The sequence below is a fragment of the Acidobacteriota bacterium genome (assembly GCA_016195325.1).
Lineage (GTDB): Bacteria > Acidobacteriota > Polarisedimenticolia > JACPZX01 > JACPZX01 > JACPZX01.
Genome location: JACPZX010000087.1, coordinates 1 through 23,695, shown reverse-complemented (window position 1 = coordinate 23,695; position 23,695 = coordinate 1). Strand labels below are relative to the sequence as shown.

The following is a 23,695-nucleotide window of genomic DNA, read 5'->3' as shown; positions in this document are numbered from 1 at the left end:
GCCATCGCACCGGGCTCACGCCTGGGTCCCTACGAGATCGATTCGCCCCTTGGCGCCGGGGGGATGGGCGAGGTCTACCGGGCGAAGGACACGCGCCTCGATCGGTCCGTCGCCATCAAGGTCCTGCCCGGGAACGTCTCGAAGAATCCGGAGATGAAGGAACGGTTCGAGCGCGAGGCCCGCGCGGTCTCGAGCCTCAACCACCCGAACATCTGCACGCTGTACGACGTTGGCGTCGAGGACGGCACGGCCTACCTCGTGATGGAGCTGATCGAGGGGGAGACCCTCGCCGCGCGCCTCGCGAAGGGGGCGCTTCCGACGGAAGAGGTGCTCCGCTACGCGACGCAAGTCGCCGACGCCCTCGACCGGGCCCATCGGAGCGGCATCGTCCACCGCGACCTCAAGCCAGGGAACATCATGATCACGAAGCCGGGGGCGAAGCTCCTCGACTTCGGCCTCGCGCGCACAGTCGGCCTCGGAGGCGCTCCCGGAAGCCAATCTCTCTCACCCACGATGTCCCACCCCCTCACGGCCGAGGGGACGATCCTGGGCACCTTCCAGTACATGGCCCCGGAGCAGCTCGAGGGGAAGGAGGCCGACGCGCGGAGCGACATCTTCGCCTTCGGCGCCGTCCTCTACGAGATGGTGACGGGCAAGCGCGCCTTCGACGCGAGGAGCCAGGCGCTCCTCATCTCGGCGATCATGACGACGGACCCGCCGCCTCTCTCGATCGCCGCGCCGATGGCGCCGCCCGCCTTCGAGCGCGTCGTGAGGCAGTGCCTCGCGAAGGATCCCGACGATCGGTGGCAGAGCGCGGGAGATCTCAAGCGCGAGCTGGCGTGGATCGCGAACGCGGGATCGCAGGCCGGTGTCCCCGCCCCCGTCGTCGCGCAGCGAAAGAAGAGCGCGCGCACGAGCTGGGCCGTCGCGGCGGTCGCGGTCGTCGCACTGGCGGGCGTGCTTCCCTTCGCCATTGCGACGTGGCGACGGACAGCCGAGCCCCTTCCCGTCTACAGGTTCAGCGTGACGGCGCCGGAGAAACGGGTCCTCGGCTCCGGATTCGCCCTCTCCCCCGACGGGCGCCTCCTCGCGCTCACCGCCATCGCAGGTGGCCGCGCGTCGTTGTGGCTCCGCCCGCTCGATGCCGTCGAGCCGAAGCCGCTCGCCGAGACCGAGGGGGCGACGCTCCCCTTCTGGTCACCCGACGGCCGGCGACTGGGATTCTTCGCGGCCGGGAAGCTGAGGTGGGCCGACGTCGGAACGGGGTCGGTCCAGGCGGTCTGCGACGTCACCGAAGGGCGGGGCGCTTCGTGGACTCGTGACGGCAGGATCCTTCTTGCGCAGAGCACCACGAGCCCGATCGTCGTCGTGTCGGAGAACGGCGGAGCCCCGACGCCGGTGACGAGACTCGGCGGGGCGAGCGGTGAGAACAGCCATCGATGGCCCCAGATTCTTCCCGACGGGAAGCACTTCCTCTTCCTGTCGCGCGGCAGCCAGCGCGAGAACGGGAGGATCCTGGTGGGCTCGCTGGATGGAGGCGAACCCGTCGAGCTGCTGCGCGGCGTCTCGAGCGTCCAATACGTTTCCCCCGGCTATCTCTTCTACATCCGGGAGCGCGCGCTCATCGCGCAGCCGTTCGACGCCGATCGCCGCCAGGTCACCGGCGAGCCACGTGTGCTGGCCTCCGAGGCGATCGCCTACGGGGAGGAGGGGCCCACGGGGTACGGCGCCTTCTCGGTCGGCGCCCAGGGTGTTCTCGCCTACCAGGTGGGGGCCGGCGCCCAACGGCAGATCCAGTGGTTCGACCGGACGGGCATGAAGCTCGGAGACGTAGGCCCCATCGGGTTCTACGACGATCCAAGCCTCGCGCTCGACGGCGCGCGCGTGGCGGTGACGCGGACGGAATCCACGGGAGCCACGAGCGACATCTGGCTGCTGGAGATGGCGCGGGGGGTCTTCACGCGGCTGACGTTCAATCCGGCGGCGGACATTTCTCCGGTTCTGTCCCCGCGAGCGGATCGCGTCGCCTACTCATCCAACCGCTCGGGACACTGGGACATGTACTGGAGGCTGGCCAGCGGCGCGGGCGAGGAGCAGCTCCTCGTCCCCACGGAGACGGGCGTGTTTGCGGACGACTGGTCGCGGGACGGCAGGCTGATCCTCTACGAGCGCACGGACCCCAACACCGACTCGGACCTCTGGATCGTGGACGTGGGTGGAGATCGCAAGTCGAGACCCTTTCTCACCTCCCCTTCGACGGAGGTCCAGGGACAGTTCTCCCCCGACGCGAAGTTCGTCTCCTACACGTCGATCGACTCGGGCCACCCGGAGGTTTTTGTCCAGACGCTTCCCCCCTCCGGAGGGAAGTGGCAGATCTCCAACGCGGGTGGGAGCTGGTCGAGCTGGCGCGCCGACGGGAAAGAGATCTACTACGCCGAGCCCGACCTGGGCCTCATGGCCGTCAGCGTGGACACGAGCTCAGGATTCACGGCGGGGATCCCCCGGAGGCTCTTCACGCTCCCCCTCCCGAACGTGGGCTTCGGGAACAGCCGAACGCAGTACGGCGTGACGGCGGACGGACAGAAGTTTCTCGTGAACGCGTCGGCGACCGATCTCAAGCCCTCCACGATCACCGTGGTTTTGAACTGGGACTCGGAGCTCAAGCCGAGGTAGGCGCGGGGTGGCCCGGCGGCCTCATCCCGCCGCTTTCTCGAGGGCCGCCACGAGGCGATCGAGGCTCGCGGCGTCGGAGCCCAGGTTCACGAACTTGTCGACCACCACGCGCCTCCTGTAGACGAAGACGGTGTTGACGACCCGCGGGTCCGGGTTGATCTGCCACCGCCCGCTCGTCCTCTCGTCGGCCGGCCCCGGCACGTAGGCGACCGCGACCTGATCGAGCGCCGCGCCCTTCGCGAACGCCGCGAGGCGCGACTCGATCTCGGCGGCCGGCCGCGCGGCCGGGTTCATCGAGATCACGAACGCCCGCACGCGCGCGCCGCCGCGCTCCGCGATCGCGCGCTCGAGGCGCGAAGCGATCGGCGCGATGGCGCCGAGATCATCCGAGTTCACCCAGATCAAGACGCCGCTGAGCTGCCCGTACTTGCACATCGGGCAGACACGCGACCCCGTGTCGGGCCCCGCGACGTGCACGGGATCGAAGGCCGGCCCGTTGCTGCCGACGGGAAGCCCCGAGGCGAGCCCGGGCCACGCGAGCGCGAGGGTCGTGCCGAGGGCGACGGCCCATGCCGCGAACACGAATCGAGTTCTCATCGAAACACCTCCTTCGTCGACATCACGTCCCATCCCAGGAAACTCCGGCCATCAGGTATCCCCAGTACTGCCGCCAGGCCTCGGGGAGGGACGGCTGGGGCTGGCCCCGGAGCCACTCCCGCTGGAGCTCGAGGCGCCACCGGCGCAGCGCGTCTCTCTCGAGGCGCAGCACGGCGTCGCGGGCGACCCCCGCCGGAGGAGGCGCCAGCGACGCGAGGCGGTCGAAGACGCGCACCCTGGTGTCAGGCGTCGCCCGCACCATCACGTGCCAGAGGGTCAACGAGTCGCGGACTCTCGCGTCCGACAGCAGTTGCCCGAGCGCCCCAGGACTGGAATCGAGGGCGGCCATCGCATCGCGCACGCCGGCCGGCGCGTCCGAGAAGATCGGGATGCCGGGCCCTTCGCCCGGTCGCAGCTCACAGCTCGCCCCCGCCGGAACGATCGACTCCCTCCCGCCGCCGGCCAGCGAGATCCATCCCGTCGTGACGCGCGCGACGCCGCGCCCCGCGTCGTCGACCTCGAGCCGGTACGCGCAGCCGAGGTCGGCCGCGATCGCCGACGGCGTCTCGATGAGGAAGAGGCGCGGCGGCGCCGAGAGCGCCGCGTCCAGGACGCCGCGCGCGAGGGCGAGCTGCTGTCCCGCGATGCTCGATCGCATCAGGCGGACGCGTGAGTCGGGACCCACGTCGACGCGGCCGAGGCCGGCCACCTCCAGGCGGGCCCGGGAGGTCGCATCCGTCTCGATCCACTCGCCCACGCCGAGCCGGCCCGATCCCCCGAGGCGCACCTGACCCACGCGAGGAGACCCTTCGAGCGCGACGACCGGCCAGCTCCGCCGCGCCGGCTGGAGGATGACGGCGGTCGCGGCCACGAGCACGACCATGGCGGCGGCTGCGGCGGTCCATCTGAACGTGGATCGCGCCGGCGCGTGCCGGCGCCCCCCCCGAACGGGCGCGTCGAGATCCCGCTCGATCCGATCCCAGATCGCGTCGGGCGCCTTCACCGTCCGCAGCGCCGCGAGATCGCGGCCGACGTCATCCGGCCCCTTCATCTCCTCTCCCCCCGCCCCGGCGGCGGCCGCAACGACGCGAGCCGGCGCCCGAGGATGGCATGGCCCGCGCTCACGCGGGACGCGACCGTCCCCTTCGAGCAGTCGAGCGCCGCCGCCATCTCCTCGTACGTCAATCCCAGGAAGTAGCGGAGCAGAATCGCGAGCCGGATCTTCGGTCGCAGCGACGCGACGGCGCGCTGGACGACGCGCTCGGTCTCCGCGCGCACCAGCTCCGATTCTGGCGTCCCGGGATCGATCTCCCCGGCGCCCCCTGACGCCGCCTCCAGCGCGACCGTCCGTCGCTCGCGGCGCCATGCGTCCAGGCACGCGTGCGCCGTGATCCGGTAGAGCCAGGTGGAGAACTCCGCCTCGCCGCGGTACTGGCCGATCCGCTCGAAGAGCCTCACGAAGACCTGCTGCGTCACGTCGGCCGCGAGCGCGGCGTTGCCGCCGGCGAAGTGGAGGGCGACCGAGTAGACACGATCCTTGTGGGCCTCGAAGAGCCGGCGGAACGCCCCCCGATCGCCCCGGCGGCAAGCCTCGATGAGGTCCTCGTCGGTGCGGCTTCTCTCCATCTCCCGCCGGTCGATCCGCGGCACGGCCGTCGCCATCGTCATCATGCGTGGGACGGGGACGGCCGGCTCTTTCTTCGGTATTTCTCTCGCGACCGCGCGGCTCGAGGGGGGTCAACGCCCCATTCGGAGCACCGCGCGCCCCGCGATCTCCCCGCGCCGCATCCTGTCGAAAACGTCGTTCACTCCGTCGAGCGGCAGGACCTCCGTCTCACATCGGATCCTCCCCGACGCGGCGAGCGCCAGAAGCTCGCGCGTCTCCTGCCGGGTGCCGACGGCGGAGCCGACGATGCGGAACTCCCCCACCGCGAGGTCGTCGGCGAAGAATGTCAGGTCCTCCTTCGGGAGGCCCACGACCGCGAGCGTCCCCCGGCGGCGCAGGACGCGCGTCGCGAGGCGGTACGCCTCGGCCGACGGGGCGGTGACGAGGGCGACGTGCGGGCCCCCTGCTGCCTTCAGCGCCTCGACCGACGCCGCGTCGCGGGCGTCGAGGGCGGCCGAGGCGCCCACCTTCCTCGCCAGATCGAGCTTCGAGGGATGGACGTCGACGGCGACGACGTCGGCCCCCGCCACGCGCGCGATCTGGATCGCGAGATGGCCGAGGCCCCCCACACCGAAGACCGCGACGCGCTGGCCGGCGGAGATTCCGGCGAGGCGCGCCGCGTGGTACACGGTGAGCCCGGCGCAGAAGAGCGGAGCCGCCTCGTGCGACGGGAGCCCCTCCGGGATCGCGACGGCCTGTGACGCCAGCACGGGGATCAGCGCGGCGAACCCCCCCGGCCCCTCGATGCCGGTGACGGTGCGCGCGAGGCACACGTTCTCGGCCCCCGCGAGGCAGTGCTCGCACCTTCCGCACACGGAGCGGAGCCATCCGACGCCGACCCGCGTGCCGATGGCGATGTCGGCCGCGCGCGATCCCCTCTCGACGACGCGCCCCACCGCCTCGTGGCCGAGCGTCGCGGGGAAGGCCATGCGCGCCGCGCAGTCGGGCCAGTCACCCGCCGCGAGGTGGAGGTCGGAGTGGCAGACACCGCACGCCTCGACCTCGACGAGAATCTCGTCGGAGGCGGGCTTCGGGGGCGAAACTTCGGCGAGCTCCAGGGGACGGCCGAGGGTGGTCAGCAGCGCGGCTCTCACGCGCCGAATCTATCCGCGACGGACGGAAGGAGCAACGACCCCGGCCCGCGACTACAATGGGCGCGTGAAAATCACCCACATGACCTTCGCCGCCGTCGCGGCCGGGCTGATCGCGGTCGCCCCCGGCGCCGCCGGCGCCACTGAAGAAACGAAGGCCCCCGACACGTCGGGCCAGGTCAGCGGGACCGTGCTGTCCGCGGCGCGGAAGTTCGTGCCCGGCGCCTCCGTCGCGCTCGTCCCCGAGGCCGGCGGAGAGGTCTACGGCACCAGCACGGCGGAGGACGGCCGGTACGCGCTGAAGAGCTTGAAGACGGGCTCGTACGCGATCCTCGTCATGGACCCCTCAGGGACCGTGCTCCGGAAGGAGCGCGTCAACGTGCGCCCGCTCTTCCGGAATCTCGTCGACTTCGTGACAGAGCCGGCCGGCTCGCCTCCGCCGCACGTCCCCGCGCTTCCCCCACCCGAGGACGGCAAGCCTCCCGAATCGATCGACATCGCGGGCTCGCTCGCGACCACCGAGGGGAAGCCCATCTCCGAGGCCTGGGTCTCGTTGCGACCGATAGGGATCGAGGCGCCGCTTCTGCGCGCCCGGACCGACGCCGAAGGGCGCCTGCGCCTCGTCCACGTGCGGGGGGGATACTTCCAGATCACCGCGCGCGCTCTCGGGCACGTCACGTGGAGCCTGGGCCCGATTCTCCTCGAGTCCGGCCACGACGTGACGCTGCGACTGACTCTCCTCCCGTTTCCGCTCGGACAGCCCATGAATCCCGAGGATTTCCTCGTGCCGACGTCGCCGATCCCTCCCGAGGTGTTCGAGAAGGAAGGTTGACGCCCGGCCTCCAGAAAGGACGATTGCATGCCGTTCTCCAGCTCTGAGCTTCACCCGGATCTCCTGCGCGGGATCAAGGACCTCGGATTCACGAGGCCGACGCCGATCCAGGAACAGGCGATCCCCCCCGCGATGCTGCACCGCGACATCCTCGCCTGCGCCACCACGGGCAGCGGGAAGACGGCCGCATTCGTCCTGCCCATCCTCCACCACCTGATGAAGAAGCCGCGCCGCGTGACGCGCGCGCTGATCCTCACGCCGACGCGCGAGCTGGCGGCGCAGATCCACGCCCACCTGGAGGAGCTGGCCGTCCACACCCCCGTCACGGGGGCGAGCGTCTTCGGCGGCGTCGGCATGGGGCCCCAGGAGCACGCCTTCAGGAGCGGCACCGACGTCATCGTCGCGACCCCCGGGCGCCTGCTCGATCACCTCGGCCGCCCCTACGCGCGGCTCGACGGCCTCGAGATCCTGGTCCTCGACGAGGCCGACCGGATGCTCGACATGGGCTTCCTCCCGGACGTCCGCAGAATACTGAGGGTGATCCCGGCGAAGCGACAGACCCTCTTCTTCAGCGCGACCCTGCCGCAGAAGATCGTCGAGCTGTCGCGCGAGATGCTCCACAACCCGGTCACGGTGAACCTCGCGAGGGTCGCGGCCCCCGCCGTCGGGATCACGCAGGCCGTCTACCTGGTGCCGCGCGAGCGGAAAGCGGCGCTCCTGGTCGATCTCCTGAAACGCGACATCATCGAGGACGCCATCGTCTTCACGCGCACGAAGCACCGCGCGAACCGGCTCGCCGATTTCCTCGAGAAGCAGGGGGTCTCCACGGGGAGGATCCACGGGAACCGGAGCCAGTCCCAGCGCACCGCGGCCCTCGCCGGCTTCAAGGCCGGGAAGCACCGGATCCTCGTCGCGACCGACATCGTCGCGCGCGGCATCGACGTCGAGGAGCTCGGCCACGTCATCAACTTCGACGTCCCCGCCGATCCGGACTCGTACGTGCACCGCGTCGGCCGGACGGCCCGCGCCGAGGCGACGGGCGACGCCTTCACCTTCGTGGCCCCCGACGAGGAGGCCGACCTGAGGCAGATCGAGCGCGTGCTCGGCAAGAGCCTGCCGCGCGTGACCGTCCCCGAGTTCGACTACTCCGTGAAGTCCGGCGAGCGTCTCGAGATCCCCGTGCGCGATCGGATCGCCGCGCACCGGGCCCAGAAGGGCGCGCGGGGATCGAAAGGGCCGCGCCCCACGGGCGGCGGCGGATCCGGGTCCGCGCGCGCGAAGTCGTCGGGGGGGCGCTCGCACGGGTCGTCCGGATCGGGGGGATCGAGCCGCCCGTCGAAGGGGTTCGACCGCGCCGGGAGGATGCAGGCGATCCTCGAGAAGTACTCCCTCCCGCAGGGGACCGGCGGCTCCTCCGCCTCGGCGAGGCGCCGCGGGAGGTAGGGGGGAGTCTCAAGCGTGCCGCCCGTTCACTCCACGGTTATCGCGCCGCACGCTCCGCGCTCTCTCGCCGCACGACATTTCTCCGGGGAGGGGGCGCTCACCGCGCGCTGAGCGTCGAGCAGCTCGCGGACGGTTCTAGCGAGTTCGTCGGCGAGAAACGGCTTCGCGACGAAGGCGACGCCGGCGGCGAGAAGCTCGGTCAGGGCCTCCGATTCCGGTGCGTAACCGCTCACGATGACGCCTCTGAGACCCGGACGACACGCACGCATCTCACGAAGCGCGTCCGGACCGGACATGCGCGGCATGACCGCGTCGATGACGACGAGATCGACGCGGCCCTCGCGGGCCTTGAAGGCATTCACCGCCTCGAGACCGTTCTCCGCGGTGACGACGTCATACCCCAGTTTTTCGAACACCGCGCGCAGCAGATCTCTCAGCATCGGTTCGTCTTCAGCAACCAGAATGGTCTCGCCGCCCCCGGCCGGGCGGGCGACGGCCGCAGGACGGATCGTCTCGGCGTCGATCCGCGCAGCGCACTCGAGCGGGAGGAAAACGTGAAACGTCGTCCCGCGGCCCGGCTCGCTCTCGACGCGGAGAAAACCGTCGTGCTGCCGGACGATGCCGTACACCGTCGCGAGCCCCAGGCCGGATCCTTCCGCTTTGGTCGTGTAGAAGGGCTCGAAGATCCGCTCCATGGTCTGTTCGTCCATGCCGGCTCCGGAGTCCGTGACCTCGAGCGCCGCGTAGTCTCCCGGTTTCGCCCACTCGTGCCCGGCGACGTCTCTCTCACTCAGGGAGACGGCACGTGTCGTCACGGTGAGCCGGCCCCCGGTCAGCATCGCCTGACGCGCGTTCGTGCAAAGATTGAGCAGAACCTGCTCGAGCTGGCCCGGGTCCGCGCGGACGGTGAGTGAACCCCCAACGTGGTGAAGCTCCACCTCGACGTCCTCCCCGACGATTCGGCTGAGCATTCTCGAGAAGTCGCCGACGACCGTCCCGAGATCGAACGACTTGACCTGTAGAACCTGGCGCCGCGACACGGCCAGGAGCTTCCGCGTCAAGTCGGCCGCCCGCAGAGCCGCCGCCGTCACGCGCTCGAGATGTTCCCGCGCCGCATGCCCCGTTTCGAGGGCGCGCTCGGCCATGTCCGTGTACCCGGTGATGACGTTCAGCAGGTTGTTGAAGTCGTGGGCCACGCCCCCGGCCAGCACGCCGATCGCCTCCATCTTCTGGGACTGGAGGAGCTGCTCCTCGAGCTTCTTGCGTGCGGTGATGTCCGTCGCCACACCGAGCACCTGGTCGATCCGCCCGTCCGAGGACACCATCGGACGCTTGACTGTCTGCAGCAGCCGGGTCTTCCCAGCCGCGTCGGTGATTTCCTCCTCGAGAATCGTCTTTTCATTTCCGGTGTCCATCACCTCCAGATCGTCGCGGCGGAAGTGCTCGACCTCCTCGGGGTTGGCGTTGAAGTCGGCGTCCGTCTTGCCCAGAAGCTCGTCGGTGGTCGTGCCGTACGCCTCCGCCACGGCCCTGTTCACCAGCGTGAATCGCCCCTGGCGGTCCTTGGCGAATATGAAGCTGGGGGCAAGGTCGATCACCTGCCTGAGAAACGCCTTCTGCTCCGCCAGCTCCCGCTCGACACGTACGCGTTCGGTGATGTTGCGAACGAGGGCGCCGATGTGCCCGTCGAGGAGCGGCATGAGCCTCGCTTCGAAGAAGTCCTCACGACCTCGAACGGTCATTGGGTATTCGATGCCGACGAGCGACTCGGTCCGACGGACCTGCGTGACCGCGCTCTCGAGCTGCCGGGCCACCGCGGGGAGCGGAACGTCCTGGAATCGTCGACCCACGAAATCCCGCGGCTCAAGACAGAGATCTGCGCCGACGCCTCTCACCTCGACGATTCGTCCATCGCGATCGAGCCTGAAGAACAGATCGGGAAACGCGCTGAATATGGCGCTCATTTCCGAGTTGGCCTGCAGGAGCTCGGTCGAAGAGAGATCCAGCGACCGTTCGACCATCAAGCGATCGTCGTCGAAGGCTCGGTACGCGTCATCGACGGCGCTCACGAAATTCACGAGAGCCGGCGGGACAGGGCCCTCGGCCCCGAAGAAGCGCTTGAGCTGGCGCCTCAGGAGGCTGTGCATGCCGCGACTCACGATTCCGACAGCGTGGTGATGGTCATCGTCTGGTTGTGCAACTCGCAACGGGCGTTCGGTGTGAACGGTGAAATCTCGCCGTAGGAGTAGAAGCCGGTGAGAACGGTGCTCGCACCCAGCACCTCCCGAACTCCCTCGACCTCCTCCTCGACCCGCTGCTTCAGGATGAGCTTCCGGCCGACGCAGCTGATGAGAATGGCGAGATCGACAGGCCGGGGGCCGTCCGTACCCAGGCAGTTGCGCGCGGCGCCCATGGCCCCGTCGACGAGCCGATCGAAGTTGGCCTTCATCAGCCGGGCGAAAGATCCTTCCGGAACGTCCCCGGCAAATGTCAGGCTCTGCTCGGATTCGCTCACCGAGAGAATCGTCCGCACGACTCCTGGGTCCCCCGCTGCCGTCCGGACGCTCAGTGGAAACAGGAGGCCGGTCGCCGGCAACCCGCTCGCGTGCTCGCCGAGGTATTTCTTGTAGAGCTCCAGCGCGGATCGGCCGTCCAGCTCGAACAGCACGTTGCCGCTCGACCGAGTCACACGCCGCTCCGGGCCGAAGGAATCCCAACCGCCGAGGGAGGCGAACCCGACCCTGATGCTGTCGCCATAGAATCCCAGTGCGGCAATGGTGTTGGGCGCAGCCGGCCCATCCCAGACGACGAGAGTGCGCTCGAATCGCGAGCCGTCCCCCGAGAGGCCGCCCGTGATCGTCACTCCCGCCGGAAGTGTCTCGGTGAGTCCGCGCACGAGCTCGCTGCCGTTGACACGGACGCCGTCGGACAGCACGAAAACGTGCACGAGCCCGTCGGGATCCAGCGCTCTGCCGAGCGTCTCGCCCGCGCGCCGGCTGTCGCTCGCATCCTCGATGGCGACTCGCGACCCCGCGAGTCGCGTCCTCTCGAAGGCGACCGCCGTCGCGACCAGCGAGTCGTCGGAAACCTGCGTCCCACGGATCTCGCCGGCGGTGGAGCAGCCGAGGAGGTGGGCGCGCGGGTAGCTCTCGCGAATCTGCTCCATGCGGCCGTCTCCGGCGAGAGCCGCACGGCTCCCGAAGAGCAGAACGAGTTGAGCGGAATCACCGAGAATCTCGCCGAGCTCCGAGTCCCAGCCGTCCCCGTCAATCCATCGCGACTGTTCGAGCTTCAACTTGTCCACCTCCACCGTCGAACCGCGACCGGCCGCGCGCATCTTCCGAGAGTCTACTCCTCTCGCCGGCGGAAGCTCCACCGAACCCTCGCTGGATGCGGCACGATGAAATCGTCACGAGACGGCAACCAGGGGCTCCGACTGGGCTCGGACCGATTTCGCAAGAATGACCCGAATCGGCTCGCACACTCCCTGCGCCGAGCCGAAATTCCGGATCCGTTCGATAAGGCCCTCGGTGATCTCGTGGCCGCGCGCCACGAGAAGGCCGCCGGCCTGCGTCCTGATGTCCTCGGCCAGAACCATTCCCGGAGAGAGCGCGGCGAGCTTGATCTCGCGGACGTCCAGATTCTTCCCCGCGTTTCCGTGAGACTTCGCGAAGGCGTCCAGCAAGGAAGGATCGTACCAACCTTCCCGCCCGCGAAGCGTATCGAAGGCGACTTCCTGGGGAATCCCTCGCGCCTCGAGGGCGTCGTAGTCGAGGGCGATCTTGAGCAGGCGCGATCCGAGCGGAAGCTGCTCCCGGTGCGGCTCGTCCTTCGAATAGCCGACACCGCTGAAGCGACGATCCTGGTAGCGGAGAATCGCCCGCACCCCTTCCATCCGCGGGATGCCCGCAACGATCTTCTCGGCCGCCTGTGGAATCCTTTCGACCATCTCGTGCTCGCGCTCGGAGAGGACGAGCCCCTGGTAGAGCTTGTCCACCACCTCCTGGGGGAGCATGATGCACCCGATCTGCGAGAGCATGGCGCTGACCTCGAGCTCCCAACGGTTCTCCTGGATACCGAGATGATCCGCCATCGTGCTCACGCGCTGCTTCGCCCTCCCGGCCCGACCGAAAGAAGCCGGATGCACGATCGCCAACAGATCCGTCAGCGCCTTCACGCTCCCGTGAAGCGTCTGCTCGAGAAGGACGCGCTCGGCGTTGATTAACCGGTGCTGCTCCGCCGCCGCGTCGACGGTCGCGACGAGGACGTTCGGCTGGCAGGGCTTCGTGAGGAATCGGAAAATCTGCCCTTCGTTCACGGCCGTGATGGCCGAGCTCATGTCCGCCTGCCCTGTCAGGAGCACGCGCACGGCGTTCGGGAGCACGGCTCGCGCCCGACTGAGAAACGCAGCTCCATCCATCCCGGGCATGCGCATGTCGGAGGTGACGACGGCAATCGACGGATCGCGCTGCAGGATCTCGAGTCCCGCCGCTCCGCTCGTGGCCGTGACGACCTCGTAGCGACGATGAAGGTTGAGGGACAGGCCATCCAGGACGGCCTGTTCGTCGTCGACACAGAGAATTCGAATCCGGCTCTTCTGATCCATGCGTTGGGTTCCTCGCGATGTCAGGCCACTCCTGCGACCTGGGGTGTCTTCAGGATCTCCTCCGCGGCCAGCGCGCGCCACGTCGCCAGGTTCGAGGCGTACCCGGCCCGATCGAGAAACGCGACGTCGAGCCTCTCTTCGATCGGTGCGAGCGTCTCTCCAGTGCACGTCGTGTCCACGAGCGCATCGGCCGCGTGCACCGCCGCCAGCACGCCGCACGGCCCTTCGCCGAGCGCTCCCGGGCGATGATGGTATGCGACGCACTCGACGATCGAGAACGGGAGGCCCCAGACGCCGAGAAGGTACGCGCCCACTTCGGCGTGCGTGACTCCCAGGGTCGCCTCCTCCACCAGATGAAACGGGCGACCGCTCGTGCGCACCTCCCGGGCTATCGACGCGAACTCCCCCGGCAACCCGAGCGCGATGATGATTCGGCCGATGTCATGGACGAGAGCTGCCGTGAAAGCCTCTTCCGCGAGCTTCGAGTCGGCAAGAAACCTCTTCGCGAGCCGCGCCGTCTGGAGCGAGTAGGTTTGTAATCGCTCCAACGAGAACCCCTCGACCGGCTTGGCCTCCATGACCGAGAAGATCTGCGTCGTGAGGGCGATTCCCTTCAGCAGCTCGAGGCCGAGGTAGTTGCACGCCTGGCGTATGGACGTGACCGACTGCGCGACGCCGAAGTAGGCCGAGTTCACCATCTGCAGCACCTTGACGCTGATGGCCGGGTCCCTCTGCACGATTTCCGCGACGTCGGCGATGCCCGCTGCGGGGTTCGCGGCCACGTCGGCGAGATCCCGATACGTGCGGGACACCGATGGAAGTCTCTCGACATTTCCGACGACGGCCCGAATCTTTTCGTCCTGAATCAGGCGATGGAGATCGCATGTCCTCTCGATCGCGGACCGCAGGACCTGGACATCGCATGGCTTGCTCAGGAACTGATGCGCGACGGGGAGGGCCCGCAGAATCGCCTCACGCTCGGCGTGACCCGACAGGACGATCCTCGCGGCGCCCGGGTGCTCGGCCTTGACCTTCGTCAGGAGCTCGGCTCCATCCATCCCCGGCATGCGCATGTCCGAGACGACGATGTCGAACTCCGCCTTCCGCAGCTCGGCCAGCGCCTCCGATCCGCCGCAGGCGAACACCATGTCCCAGCGGCTCCGGTCCTTCCGAAGAAGGTTCCTCAACCCATCGAGGACGGCCGACTCGTCGTCTACGAAGAGTATCCGCCTCTGGCTCATGCGGCGACTCCCGCCGCCACGTCAGCGGGGGTGGCGCTCCCGACGGGCAGACGAATGAAGAACGTCGTGCCCTTCCCGACCTCCGTCGCGAAAGTGATTTCCCCGCCGTGTTTCTCGACGATCACGGAGCGCGCGATCGCGAGTCCTTGTCCCGTGCCCTTGCCGACTTCCTTGGTCGTGAAGAATGGGTCGAAGATCTGGCCGCGAATCTCCTCGGGGATCCCGCCGCCGGTGTCGCTGATCGAGATCTCGACGGAATCACCCTCTCGGCGCGTTCGAACGACGATGCGTCCCTTGTTCTCCGTCCCCTTCACGACGCCGGCTATCGCGTGGGCGGCGTTGACGATCAGGTTGAGAACCGTCTGGTTGATGTCGCCCAGCAGGCAGACGACCGGTGGAAGATCTCCCAGATCGGTCTCGAGGTCCGCCACGTACTTGTACTCGTTGCGCGCGATCGTCAGCGTGCTCTGGATCGCCCGGTTCAGGTCGGCGGTGGTCATCTCCTTGGCGTCCGGGTGCGCGAACTCCTTCATCGAACGGACGATCGTGGCCACTCGGTCGAGCCCGTCGAGCGAGCGATCGAAGGCCTTCGGGAGGTTCTCGACGAGATAAGGGAGATCCGCCGACGCCTCCGCCTCGGAGGCGGCGTTGGCGGCGTCCATCGACGGAGCTCCGTCGAGAACCGTGTTCCGGACGACCTGGAACTTCTCGACGAGCCCCATCAGATCCGTCGTGGCCTCGCGCAGGAAGTGGATGCTGTCGTTGACGAATTGAATCGGGGTGTTGATCTCGTGCGCGACGCCCGCCGCAAGGCGGCCTACGGATTCGAGCTTCTGCGCCTGATGAAGATCCGACTCGAGCTTCTTCTGCTGCGTCATGTCGAGCGTGATCGCGTGCAGCGGCTCACCCGGCTGGCATGGGCTGAGGATCGTGCGCACCTCCAGGACACCGCCCTCCGCCGTCATCAAGCGGTAGTCGAATTGGTCGCCCGTTTCGCTGAAGGCGGGCGTCAACGGGACCAGGCGAAGGCGCTCCCAGACACGCGCCCGATCCGCATCGTGCACGAACCGATCGAGAAAGTTCGTGCGAATCTCCGTGAGGTCGTCACACTTGAGGAACCGAGCAGCCTGGGGCGCGATGTACGTGACTTCGCCGCTCGCCAGGTCCAGCTCCCATGGGACTGCGTTCGTGTTCTCGACCAGGGATCGGTACCGCTTCACGTTCTCATTCAGCTCTCCCGTCCGGGCCTTGACTTGTTTCTCGATGTCCTCGTTCGTCAGCTCGAGCGCGGCCTCTCGATCCGCCACGACGGTCATCTCGAGAATGGACCTGTGGCATCCCAGGACGAGGACGATGTCCTCGAAGACCACCCAACCCGCGTGCTCCAGAAAGCGCCACCACTCGGGGTTGGAAATGCCGTAGACCGACTCGGGCCAGAAGAACCCGCGCGCCAGATGGTCCGCGGCGACGACGACCGTGGCGGTGGGAAGAACTCGCCAATCGCGATAGAAGGCGATGAACGCGAGGGACCCGAAGATGTGGAAATGGGTCTCGATGCGCCCGCCCGTGAGGTGGATGAGGATGGCCGCCCACAGCATCTGCGTCACCGCGACGGAGTGGCGCGTGAGCCACCAGCCCGGACGAAGTCGGATCAGGATCAGGGGGAGCGCGTTGATCACGCCTCCCAGAAACACCGCGATCTGGACATGAATGTGGACCGAATGGGCCTTCCCGGCCCAGCCGAGGGGCGAGATGATGAGCGCGAGGGCGATCGCGAGAGCCCATTGCGCGAGGAACAGCCAGAAGAACAACTGATCGGTCTTGACGTACACCGACTCGAGGTTCTTCCGGAACACGGTTTCTCGAAGCTGCTCTCGTGTCATGGTCTCCCACTCCCGGCGACCTGCCGCTCGCGATCAGGGGTCCGCAGCGAGCACCCGAACACCGCGTGCCGCTGCTCCCCCGAGGTCCGTCCGTCCAGGAGCGCGAGCACGGTCTGGCGCCCCACATTGTTCCCGGCGTGCCCTCGCGAGTCCGTGATTCCACCGGTGAAAGCGAGATCTCCCTTCGAGTCGTACAGGACGACCTGCCCGGACGTCTCGGCGCCGAACCGCGCGGCTTCGACGCCGTCGGCGTCGATGTATCGCGCGGCCCCGGGGATCGTTCCCGTGAACTCCCACGTATCCGTCCGCTCCCATCCATCGTCCACGCCCTCCGGACGCAGGAAGACCACGGTCGCCGCGACCGGTGGATGGGCGGAATTCATGATGATGTTGAGCTCGGAGAGACTCGCGCGGGTGCACGGGCACTTCGGGTGCACGAACATCACGAGCGTGCTGAGTCCCGGCGTCGGCGAGAGCCTGGACGCCGCCGGCCAATGCCCGGGGTTGGTCCCCTGGGGTCCGGGGGCGGTGCTGTAGTCGTAAGTCAGCTTGACTCCGATGCACAGGACTCCGGCCCACAGGGTGATGCCCCCCACCGCGCCGAGCCGAGCGATGAAGGGTCTACGCTGGGGGATTCGAGGCGAACGCGTAAGCACCGTGGGCGCTGACTGCTCGTCGAGAGTCATCGCCCGCGCCTGTCGAAGGACCCATATGGGCCGGCAACGGGGCGATTCCGACCTGACGGACGCGGTCTCTCCCTCATGGATTGGTGATTCGGCGGTGCCGGTGAAATCTTGAGCGCTCGATGGAACAAGCCGCTGTGTGCCGGGTTCAGGCGAAACGGTGTCGCCCGGAGGCGTGCGGGAATCGCCCCGAGACCCGCGCCATCACCGCTCGCCCCCCGCCCCGCTCGTCTCTCGACCGGGACCTGGCGACGAGCCTTCGGGGGCGCCGGACTTCCGCCCTTCGACCGACCGACTCTCGATGAGAGCCAGGACGGTCTTCCGCCCGATCTCGTCACCGCGGTTGGTGGTCGGGTTGGTGACACCGCCTGAAAATTGGAGACCCCCGGCCGCGTCGTAGAGAACGACGCGGCCGGAGATCCCGGTGCCGAACTGTGCAGCTTCGGCCCCGTCGGGATCGACAAATCGGATGACCCCGGGAATGTTTCCGGCGAGCTTCCACGTGTCGGTTTGCGCCACACTCTCGTCGACACGGATCGGAGGCTGGAAGACGACGATGGCCGAAGCCATCGCGTGAGCCGCGCCCATGATGACGCTGAGCTCCGACAGGCTCGCGCGCGATGACGGGTCATCGGGTCTGATGAACATCAAGAGCGTGCAGCGCCCGCGCGCCCGCGAGAGCCGCGACGTGTCTGGCCATCGACCCGGCGCGACCTCTCGCCCCCCGAGCTCGGTCCTGTGATCGGCAATCATCTTCACGCCGATCCCTATGAGGGAAACCCAGAGGACGAGTCCGACCGAAACTGCGGCATTGAACATGAGGCCGCCGGGCTTCTTCGCTCGTGCCGCGAGAAGGCCAGCTGTCGATTCCGGACATTCTCTCGAGCTCATCGTCCGCCTTTCATCAAGCTCTTGACCCGGCGCCTGAAGCGCGTCACGATTGCGAAGAGTCATCCGGCCACCGCCACGTCCTGAGTCGGCGAGGCCACCGAATCCTTTAGCCGTATTCTTTCTCCGCCGATGATTTGCTATATTGGTCTGCGCGCCGCACGATGGTTCGCGGCGCGGGTGACTCGATTGCCGCGCGCGGCAGCTTCGATCCTGCCCACTCGACGAGTCCTCACGCATCGCAATGGTGATTCTGAGTTTGGGACACTATCTGGCGGCGAGCTCAATCCTCGCGTTCGAGTGTGGTACGATGACTGTTTATGAGGAGGGTTTCCCATTCCAAGTCCCCGCATTGGAGGATCGATGATTCATTCCACGACGGCGACCCGGGAGCTTCGCAGCCTCAGCGACACGATGCGAACGCTCGGGAACGCATTTCTCAATCTCGGCCTGGCGATCAAGATCGACGGCCGGGCGATCGCTCCCAGGTCACGCCCGCCGCTCCGGCTGACGGAATCCAGGCGGAAAGCGCTGAAGCTCCAGGGCGTCTACATGGGCACGATGCGCGGCCTGAAGCCGCGCCAGAGGGCGCAGGTGAAGAAGATCCGGGTCCGGAAGGGCCTGCGGGCGGCGATCTCGGCGGCTCGGCGCATGGCCCGCTAGGACCGATCGAGCTACTTCGTCGCCCCGGCCTTTTGAAGAAGCAGCGCGATCTCTCCCTTCGCGTGCATCTCCTTGATGATGTCGCAGCCCCCGACGAACTTTCCGCCCAGGAAGATCTGCGGCATGGTCGGCCAGTTCGTGAACTGCTTGACGGCCTGCATCTTCTCGGGGTCGGCGAGGATGTCGACGTCCTTGATGGAGACGCCGTACGACTGGAGCACCTGGACGGCCGCGGCGGAAAAGCCGCACTTCGGGGACTCCTTCGACCCCTTCATGTAGATCACCACGTTGTTTTCCTCGATCTCTTTCCTGACTTCGTCCATCGCCATGCGTGCCATGTCTATCTCCCGTGGGCGCTACTCGCCCGGTGCGAGCGTCTTGAGTGAGATGGCGTGCAGCGCCCCGCCGAGAACGTCTCGCAGCGGCGCGTGCACCATCCGGTGCCGATCCACCAGGCTCAGCCCCATGAACGTCGCCGACACGACGGTGATCTCGTAGTGATCCGAGGTGCCGGTCATGTCGCGCACCGTGACCTCGGCGCCGGGGAGCGCCGAGGCGATGCGATCGTGGATGTCCTGGGGCCCGATCAATGGGAATCCTCCGCAGCCTGGGAGCCGGGAGCATAGCACTTCGCCCCCGCGCCCCTCGCGCGGCCGCCGGCGGGCCGCGCCGCCGTGAAAGCGTGTTAATCGCCCTGAGGCCCACTTTCGCCCGCGTCGGCCTCCCGTCCGGATTGTCGGTTTGACGGGATCTTCGGCGAGACCCACCTATCACCTGGGGTCGAGCACGCTGAGAAGTCATCCGGACGGCTCGACCCGGAGGGAATCAAACTCATGGGTCACCAGACAACGGGCCGCCTCATCGTCGCGGCGTTCATGGGCATCCTCGGCGCGGCATCGGCTCACGCCGCCTCGGCCGCCGGCAACAGCTACTACCAGGTCGCGGTCGAGAACGCGCCCGCCGGCGTCGGACTCGGCGTCTACACCTTCGGCACGGGCGCCATGCACCCGGTCGCCGGCGCGCTCGGGGCGCAGTCGATCCTGGTGGGCGGCGGGTTTCCCGGAACTTCCTACACCACCATCCGGTCGTACACCTCGGGAACCGACTACGCGCAGCGCAACTGGCTCACCCTCGGCGGGGGCGCACCGCCCACGATGCGGCTCGAGAAGTTCGTCGCCGCGGGCGAGGAGGCGATCCCCGTCGGCAACCCGCTGAACCCCTCGGGATTCTCGACGATCTACAGGCCCGGAGACTTCGCCCCCGCGCCGGACAATCTCGTCATCAAGCAGACCGCGGCCGCCGTCGGCACGACCTTCGACGACGCGGCGATCATGCTGAAGACGGAGATCACGAACGCCGGGAGCTCGCCGGTGTCGATCGGCGTGCGCTATCTGTGGGACCTGCAAGTCGGCCCGAACGACGACGGCCCGTCGTTTCGCCCGAAGGGGCCGGATGGCCCGACGGCGGCGACCGACATGACGTTCTTCGACCCGAACTTCGGAAGCTTCGAGATCACCGACGACAACGACCCGGACATGTGCTTCGGGATCGGCAACTCCCCCTTTCCGTTCTTCGCCGTGCGGGGAAGCGTGAGCGCCCCCGCGGCGCTCAAGCCCACGCCTCCCACGCGCATCTCGTATGTCTCCTGGCCCGACTCGTCGGGGCTTCCCGGAAAGTTCGGCGGCGTCGTGCCGGCGATCAGCGCCTTCGACGTCCCCTCCCTCGGCATGGACGTGAGCACCTGCCTGACCTCCATCGACGACACCGGCGTGGCCTCCTGGTGGGGCGACACGGCGGGGAACGCGCTGACGATCGCCCCCGGGGCCACGGTGGCGGTGACCGCCTACGTGTACGCCTACCTTCCGGGCGCGCCGCCGAGCTTCCCGCCTCCCCCTCCGCCTCCGGGAACGGAAGGCCCGGCGGGGGATCCGACCTGCTCGGACGGCGTGGACAACGACCGTGACGGGCTCATCGACCTCAACGACCCGGGGTGCGTGCCCCCGCCGCCTCCCCCGCCGACCGTCGAGGGCCCGCCGGGGGATCCCACCTGCTCGGACGGCGTCGACAACGATCACGATGGCCACGTGGACCTGGCCGACTCCGACTGCGTCTCGCAGAGCACCACGCAGGAAGGGCCGCCGGGGGATCCGACGTGCTCGGATGGCCTCGACAACGACGGCGACGGTCTGATCGATGCGAACGACCCGGATTGCGTCTCGACCAACCACGCGCCGGTCTGCGAGACGGCGACGTCGAGCGAGCCGCTCCTCTGGCCGCCGAACCACAAGCTCCGCACGGTGAAGATCCTCGGCGTCACCGACGCGGACGGCGACCCGATCTCGATCACGGTGACCTCGATCCGGCAGGACGAGCCGATGTGTCCCGTCGGCGATGGGAGCTCCTGCCCTGACGCCCTCACCGGGGCGGCAGGTCCGGGTCACGCCCCGTCGCTCCGCGCGGAGCGGAGCGGCGAGGGGGACGGGCGCGTGTATCACATCCGCTTCAACGCCGAGGACGGAGCGGGGGGCGGGTGCACCGGAGAAGTGACCGTGTGCGTGCCGCACGATCGCGGCCGCGACGGCGGCCGAGGCTGCGTCGACCAGGGTCCCCTCTACGACTCCACCGGCCCATGCGTTGGGAAGTCTCACGGAACCCACGGAAATCACGGCCGGGATCGTTAGTTCGGCTTTCCTTCATCGTCGGCGACATCTGGAAAGCCGCCCGATGTCGCCTTGACGCTCCTCCCATAGTGGCGTACCTATGGAGTGAAACTGGGCCGGGAGTGGGCTCTTCCCACCATCCCGACCCAAGGGGGGGTACGTCACATGATGAAGGGCGTGGGCGGCCGCATGGCCGTCGCGACGGCGGCCGTCCTGTTCGGGGCGGCGTCTTTCAGTCTCGCGACGACCGGAGGCAACAATTTCTACCGAGTCGCTATCGAGAACACACCCGCCGGAGTCGGAGTGGGTGTCTACACCATCACAACCGGACCCATGCATCCCATCGTGGGCCCGCTCGGATCGCAGAACATCCTGTTCGGGGGCGGAGTGCCGGGCACCTCGTTCACGACGATCCGGTCGTACAGCTCAGGCACCGACTACGTCCAGCGCAACGGACTGACCCTCGGCGGCCTGGCGCCGCTCACTCTGCCCCTCGAGGCGTTCGTCGCCGGGGGCGAGGAGGCGATTCCGGTCGGCAACCCGAACAGCCCGTCCGGCTTCTCGACGGTCTACCGGCCGGGCGGCGTCGCGATCGCGCCGGACAACCTGATCATCCGCCAGACCCTCTCGGCGGTCGGCGCGACGTTCAACGAGTCCGCCGTCAGTTTGAAGACCGAGATCACGAACAACGGCGGCGCTCCCGTGTCGGTCGGCGTCCGCTACCTGTGGGACATGCAGATCGGCGCGGACGACGACGGCCCGTCCTTCAAGATGAAAGGGCCCGACGGTCCGCCTCTTCCCACCGACGCGACCTTCTTCAACCCGGGGTTCACCAGCTTCGAGATCGCCGACGACAACGACCCCGCCGCGTGCTTCGGCGTCGGGAACACCCCCTTCCCCTTCTTCGCGGTGCAGGGGAGCGTGACGGGGCCGGCGACGCTCATGCCGACCCCCCCGACCCGCCTTTCGTACGTCTCGTGGCCTGACTCCTCGGGGCTCGCCGGCAAGTTCGGCGGCACCATCCCGGCGATCAGCGCCTTCGACGTCCCGTCCCTCGGCGTCGACATCAGCACGTGCCTCATCTCCGTCGACGACACGGGCGTGGCCTACTGGTGGGGCGACAAGCCGGCGAACGCGCTGACGATCGCCCCCGGCGCGACGGTGGCGGTCACGGCGTACATCTACGCCTACCTCCCCGGCGTGCCGCCGAGCTTCCCGCCGCCTCCTCCTCCGGGCATGGAGGGGCCGCCGGGGGATCCGACCTGCTCGGACGGCGTCGACAACGATGGGGACGGCCTCGTCGATCTCAACGATCCCGACTGCGTCCCGCCGAACGCGCCGCCGGATTGCTCCGGCGCGTCGCCGAGCGTGAAGAGCCTCTGGCCGCCGAACCACAAGTTCCACCCGGTCAAGGTCAATGGCGTGACCGATCCGGACGGCGATCCGATCTCGATCACCGTGACGTCGATCAGCCAGGACGAGCCGCTGAACTCGATCGGCGACGGCAATACCTGTCCCGACGGCGGGGGTGTCGGGAGCGCCGCCGCGTCGCTCCGCGCCGAGCGGTCGGGCACGCTCGACGGCCGCGTCTACCACGTGAACTTCACCGCCGCCGATGGCCAGGGTGGACAGTGCACCGGGCAGGTGGCGATCTGCGTCCCGCACGATCAGGGGCGCGGCAGGAACTGCATCGACCAGGGACCGCTCTTCGACTCCACCAGCTCCTGCGGCGGCAAGCCCGGCAAGGGGAATGGAAACGGCAACGGGCACGGCAAGCCCTAGCGCCGGCTGAAGAGCCTCAGACCGAAAGAACCCCCGACCGGCGTCACCGACGCGGCGCCGGCCGGGGGTTTTTCTTCCTACCGCGCGGACGAACGATTCCGCTAGACTCGGCCATGCGCTCCACCGGATCGACGCCGCCCGCACCGCCCCGCGAGATCGGTGTGTGCGCCGACTGCCCTCACTCACGGAGCGTCGGCACGCGCGGCGGATCGGCGTTCGTGCTCTGCAACCGCTCGATCTCGGACGCGTCGTTCGCGCGGTACCCGCGGCTGCCGATGGTCGAGTGCCGTGGGCACGAAACGACTCGCTAGAACCTCAGCCCCGGTCTCCCCGATCACTCCCCCGGACACCCCTCGTCCACGACGCCGTCGCAGTTGTTGTCGAGGCCATCGCAGATCTCGGCCGAGGCCTGGGTGTTCGCGACACAGATCAGCGAGCCACTCTGGCAGGTCGTGGTCCCCTCCGAGCAGACTCCCGGCAATCCCGTGGAGCAGCTCTGGCCTCCGCCCGGGTCGCTCTCGTCCACCTCGCCGTTGCAGTCGTCATCGACGCCGTTGCAGATCTCGGGCGCCGGTGTCCCCGCGACGCAGCTGTCCACGAGCTGGCCGCCCTGGCAGGTTCGAGAGCCACTTGAAGCGCACGCACCGACGCCGCACGTCGTCGCCACTGCCGCGATGCCGTCGTCGATCGAGCCGTCACAGTTGTTGTCGATGCCGTCGCATGTCTCGGGCACGGGTGTTCCGGCGACGCAGCTATCCACGAGCTGGCCACCCTGGCAGGTGCGAGAGCCACTGGAGCTGCACGCACCGACCCCGCACGTCGTTGCCACCGCCGCGATGCCGTCGTCGACGGTCCCGTCGCAGTTGTTGTCGATGCCGTCGCACGTCTCGGGCACCGGTGTCCCCGCGACACAGCTATCCACGAGCTGGCCACCCTGGCAGGTGCGAGAGCCACTTGAACTGCACGCCCCCACACCGCACGTCGTCT

At 68.3% G+C, this 23,695-nt stretch carries 20 protein-coding genes; 6 read left to right on the top strand and 14 right to left on the bottom strand.

Features of this window, described 5'->3' with window-relative positions; translation table 11 throughout:
• A partial coding sequence (locus HY049_16070; protein MBI3450418.1) for a serine/threonine-protein kinase occupies window positions 1-2,673 on the top strand: 2,673 nt, incomplete at its 5' end.
• 21 nt (window positions 2,674-2,694) lie between these two features.
• On the opposite strand, the gene HY049_16065 is transcribed toward HY049_16070, so the two are convergent.
• The 4 genes from HY049_16065 to HY049_16050 form a co-directional block, all read right to left on the bottom strand.
• On the bottom strand, window positions 2,695-3,270 hold the full coding sequence (locus HY049_16065; protein MBI3450417.1) for a hypothetical protein: 576 nt from the start codon (window positions 3,268-3,270) through the stop codon (window positions 2,695-2,697).
• A 22-nt stretch (window positions 3,271-3,292) separates the two neighbouring features.
• Entirely contained in the window at window positions 3,293-4,321 is a 1,029-nt protein-coding gene (locus HY049_16060) for a FecR domain-containing protein (protein MBI3450416.1), read from the bottom strand.
• The gene (locus HY049_16055; protein MBI3450415.1) at window positions 4,318-4,932 is read right to left on the bottom strand and encodes a sigma-70 family RNA polymerase sigma factor; all 615 of its coding nucleotides are present in this window, start codon (window positions 4,930-4,932) and stop codon (window positions 4,318-4,320) included. The genes HY049_16060 and HY049_16055 overlap by 4 nt, the downstream gene beginning before the upstream one ends.
• 75 nt (window positions 4,933-5,007) lie before the next feature.
• Window positions 5,008-6,030, bottom strand: coding sequence for a zinc-dependent alcohol dehydrogenase (locus HY049_16050; GenBank protein ID MBI3450414.1), 1,023 nt, complete (start codon window positions 6,028-6,030; stop codon window positions 5,008-5,010).
• A gap of 64 nt (window positions 6,031-6,094) precedes the next feature.
• Between HY049_16050 and HY049_16045 the strand changes: the two genes are divergently transcribed.
• Window positions 6,095-6,859: a carboxypeptidase regulatory-like domain-containing protein gene (locus HY049_16045; protein MBI3450413.1), complete on the top strand. Its 765-nt coding sequence runs from the start codon at window positions 6,095-6,097 to the stop codon at window positions 6,857-6,859.
• A 27-nt stretch (window positions 6,860-6,886) separates the two neighbouring features.
• Window positions 6,887-8,302, top strand: coding sequence for a DEAD/DEAH box helicase (locus HY049_16040; GenBank protein MBI3450412.1), 1,416 nt, complete (start codon window positions 6,887-6,889; stop codon window positions 8,300-8,302).
• 26 nt (window positions 8,303-8,328) lie between these two features.
• Here HY049_16040 and HY049_16035 read toward each other — a convergent pair whose 3' ends face one another.
• The 7 genes from HY049_16035 to HY049_16005 all read right to left on the bottom strand — a co-directional run bounded on the left by HY049_16035 (window position 8,329) and on the right by HY049_16005 (window position 17,363).
• Window positions 8,329-10,449 carry a PAS domain-containing protein gene (locus HY049_16035; GenBank protein ID MBI3450411.1) on the bottom strand — a complete coding sequence of 707 codons (2,121 nt, stop codon included), beginning with the start codon at window positions 10,447-10,449 and terminating at the stop codon, window positions 8,329-8,331.
• An 8-nt stretch (window positions 10,450-10,457) separates the two neighbouring features.
• A complete protein-coding gene (locus HY049_16030) occupies window positions 10,458-11,597 on the bottom strand; it encodes an FIST C-terminal domain-containing protein (protein ID MBI3450410.1) in 1,140 nt (379 codons plus the stop codon).
• Window positions 11,598-11,711: 114 nt separating this feature from the next.
• The gene (locus HY049_16025) at window positions 11,712-12,908 is read right to left on the bottom strand and encodes a response regulator (protein MBI3450409.1); all 1,197 of its coding nucleotides are present in this window, start codon (window positions 12,906-12,908) and stop codon (window positions 11,712-11,714) included.
• 20 nt (window positions 12,909-12,928) lie between these two features.
• On the bottom strand, window positions 12,929-14,149 hold the full coding sequence (locus HY049_16020; GenBank protein ID MBI3450408.1) for an HDOD domain-containing protein: 1,221 nt from the start codon (window positions 14,147-14,149) through the stop codon (window positions 12,929-12,931).
• Complete coding sequence (locus HY049_16015; protein MBI3450407.1) at window positions 14,146-16,032, bottom strand: hypothetical protein; 1,887 nt, start codon at window positions 16,030-16,032, stop codon at window positions 14,146-14,148. The genes HY049_16020 and HY049_16015 overlap by 4 nt, the downstream gene beginning before the upstream one ends.
• A complete protein-coding gene (locus HY049_16010) occupies window positions 16,029-16,628 on the bottom strand; it encodes a RedB protein (GenBank protein MBI3450406.1) in 600 nt (199 codons plus the stop codon). The genes HY049_16015 and HY049_16010 overlap by 4 nt, the downstream gene beginning before the upstream one ends.
• Window positions 16,629-16,919: 291 nt before the next feature.
• On the bottom strand, window positions 16,920-17,363 hold the full coding sequence (locus HY049_16005; GenBank protein MBI3450405.1) for a hypothetical protein: 444 nt from the start codon (window positions 17,361-17,363) through the stop codon (window positions 16,920-16,922).
• A 603-nt stretch (window positions 17,364-17,966) separates the two neighbouring features.
• On the opposite strand from HY049_16005, the gene HY049_16000 reads away from it, so the two are divergent.
• Window positions 17,967-18,266 carry a hypothetical protein gene (locus HY049_16000; protein ID MBI3450404.1) on the top strand — a complete coding sequence of 100 codons (300 nt, stop codon included), beginning with the start codon at window positions 17,967-17,969 and terminating at the stop codon, window positions 18,264-18,266.
• An 11-nt stretch (window positions 18,267-18,277) separates the two neighbouring features.
• Here the strand turns inward: HY049_16000 and grxD are convergent, their stop codons facing one another.
• Entirely contained in the window at window positions 18,278-18,604 is a 327-nt protein-coding gene (gene grxD / locus HY049_15995; GenBank protein ID MBI3450403.1) for a Grx4 family monothiol glutaredoxin, read from the bottom strand.
• Between the two features lie 18 nt (window positions 18,605-18,622).
• The gene (locus HY049_15990; protein ID MBI3450402.1) at window positions 18,623-18,784 is read right to left on the bottom strand and encodes a BolA family transcriptional regulator; all 162 of its coding nucleotides are present in this window, start codon (window positions 18,782-18,784) and stop codon (window positions 18,623-18,625) included.
• A 315-nt stretch (window positions 18,785-19,099) separates the two neighbouring features.
• On the opposite strand from HY049_15990, the gene HY049_15985 reads away from it, so the two are divergent.
• Window positions 19,100-20,947 (top strand): hypothetical protein, encoded by a 1,848-nt coding sequence (locus HY049_15985; GenBank protein MBI3450401.1) that lies wholly within the window; start codon window positions 19,100-19,102, stop codon window positions 20,945-20,947.
• A gap of 144 nt (window positions 20,948-21,091) precedes the next feature.
• Window positions 21,092-22,708, top strand: a complete 1,617-nt coding sequence (locus HY049_15980; protein MBI3450400.1) for a hypothetical protein — start codon at window positions 21,092-21,094, stop codon at window positions 22,706-22,708.
• A gap of 334 nt (window positions 22,709-23,042) precedes the next feature.
• Here HY049_15980 and HY049_15975 read toward each other — a convergent pair whose 3' ends face one another.
• Window positions 23,043-23,630 carry a hypothetical protein gene (locus HY049_15975; GenBank protein ID MBI3450399.1) on the bottom strand — a complete coding sequence of 196 codons (588 nt, stop codon included), beginning with the start codon at window positions 23,628-23,630 and terminating at the stop codon, window positions 23,043-23,045.
• Between the last annotated feature and the right edge of the window lie 65 nt (window positions 23,631-23,695).

Coding starts and splice junctions, on each gene's coding strand:
- HY049_16035 (MBI3450411.1), bottom strand. CDS start 10,449: ATGCACAGCCTCCTGAGGCGCCAGCTCAAGCGCTTCTTCGGGGCCGAG.
- HY049_16005 (MBI3450405.1), bottom strand. CDS start 17,363: ATGTTCATCAGACCCGATGACCCGTCATCGCGCGCGAGCCTGTCGGAG.
- grxD (MBI3450403.1), bottom strand. CDS start 18,604: ATGGCACGCATGGCGATGGACGAAGTCAGGAAAGAGATCGAGGAAAAC.
- HY049_15980 (MBI3450400.1), top strand. CDS start 21,092: ATGATGAAGGGCGTGGGCGGCCGCATGGCCGTCGCGACGGCGGCCGTC.
- HY049_16040 (MBI3450412.1), top strand. CDS start 6,887: ATGCCGTTCTCCAGCTCTGAGCTTCACCCGGATCTCCTGCGCGGGATC.
- HY049_15990 (MBI3450402.1), bottom strand. CDS start 18,784: ATGACCGGCACCTCGGATCACTACGAGATCACCGTCGTGTCGGCGACG.
- HY049_16065 (MBI3450417.1), bottom strand. CDS start 3,270: ATGAGAACTCGATTCGTGTTCGCGGCATGGGCCGTCGCCCTCGGCACG.
- HY049_16015 (MBI3450407.1), bottom strand. CDS start 16,032: ATGACACGAGAGCAGCTTCGAGAAACCGTGTTCCGGAAGAACCTCGAG.
- HY049_16025 (MBI3450409.1), bottom strand. CDS start 12,908: ATGGATCAGAAGAGCCGGATTCGAATTCTCTGTGTCGACGACGAACAG.
- HY049_15985 (MBI3450401.1), top strand. CDS start 19,100: ATGGGTCACCAGACAACGGGCCGCCTCATCGTCGCGGCGTTCATGGGC.
- HY049_16020 (MBI3450408.1), bottom strand. CDS start 14,149: ATGAGCCAGAGGCGGATACTCTTCGTAGACGACGAGTCGGCCGTCCTC.
- HY049_16000 (MBI3450404.1), top strand. CDS start 17,967: ATGATTCATTCCACGACGGCGACCCGGGAGCTTCGCAGCCTCAGCGAC.
- HY049_16060 (MBI3450416.1), bottom strand. CDS start 4,321: ATGAAGGGGCCGGATGACGTCGGCCGCGATCTCGCGGCGCTGCGGACG.
- HY049_16055 (MBI3450415.1), bottom strand. CDS start 4,932: ATGGCGACGGCCGTGCCGCGGATCGACCGGCGGGAGATGGAGAGAAGC.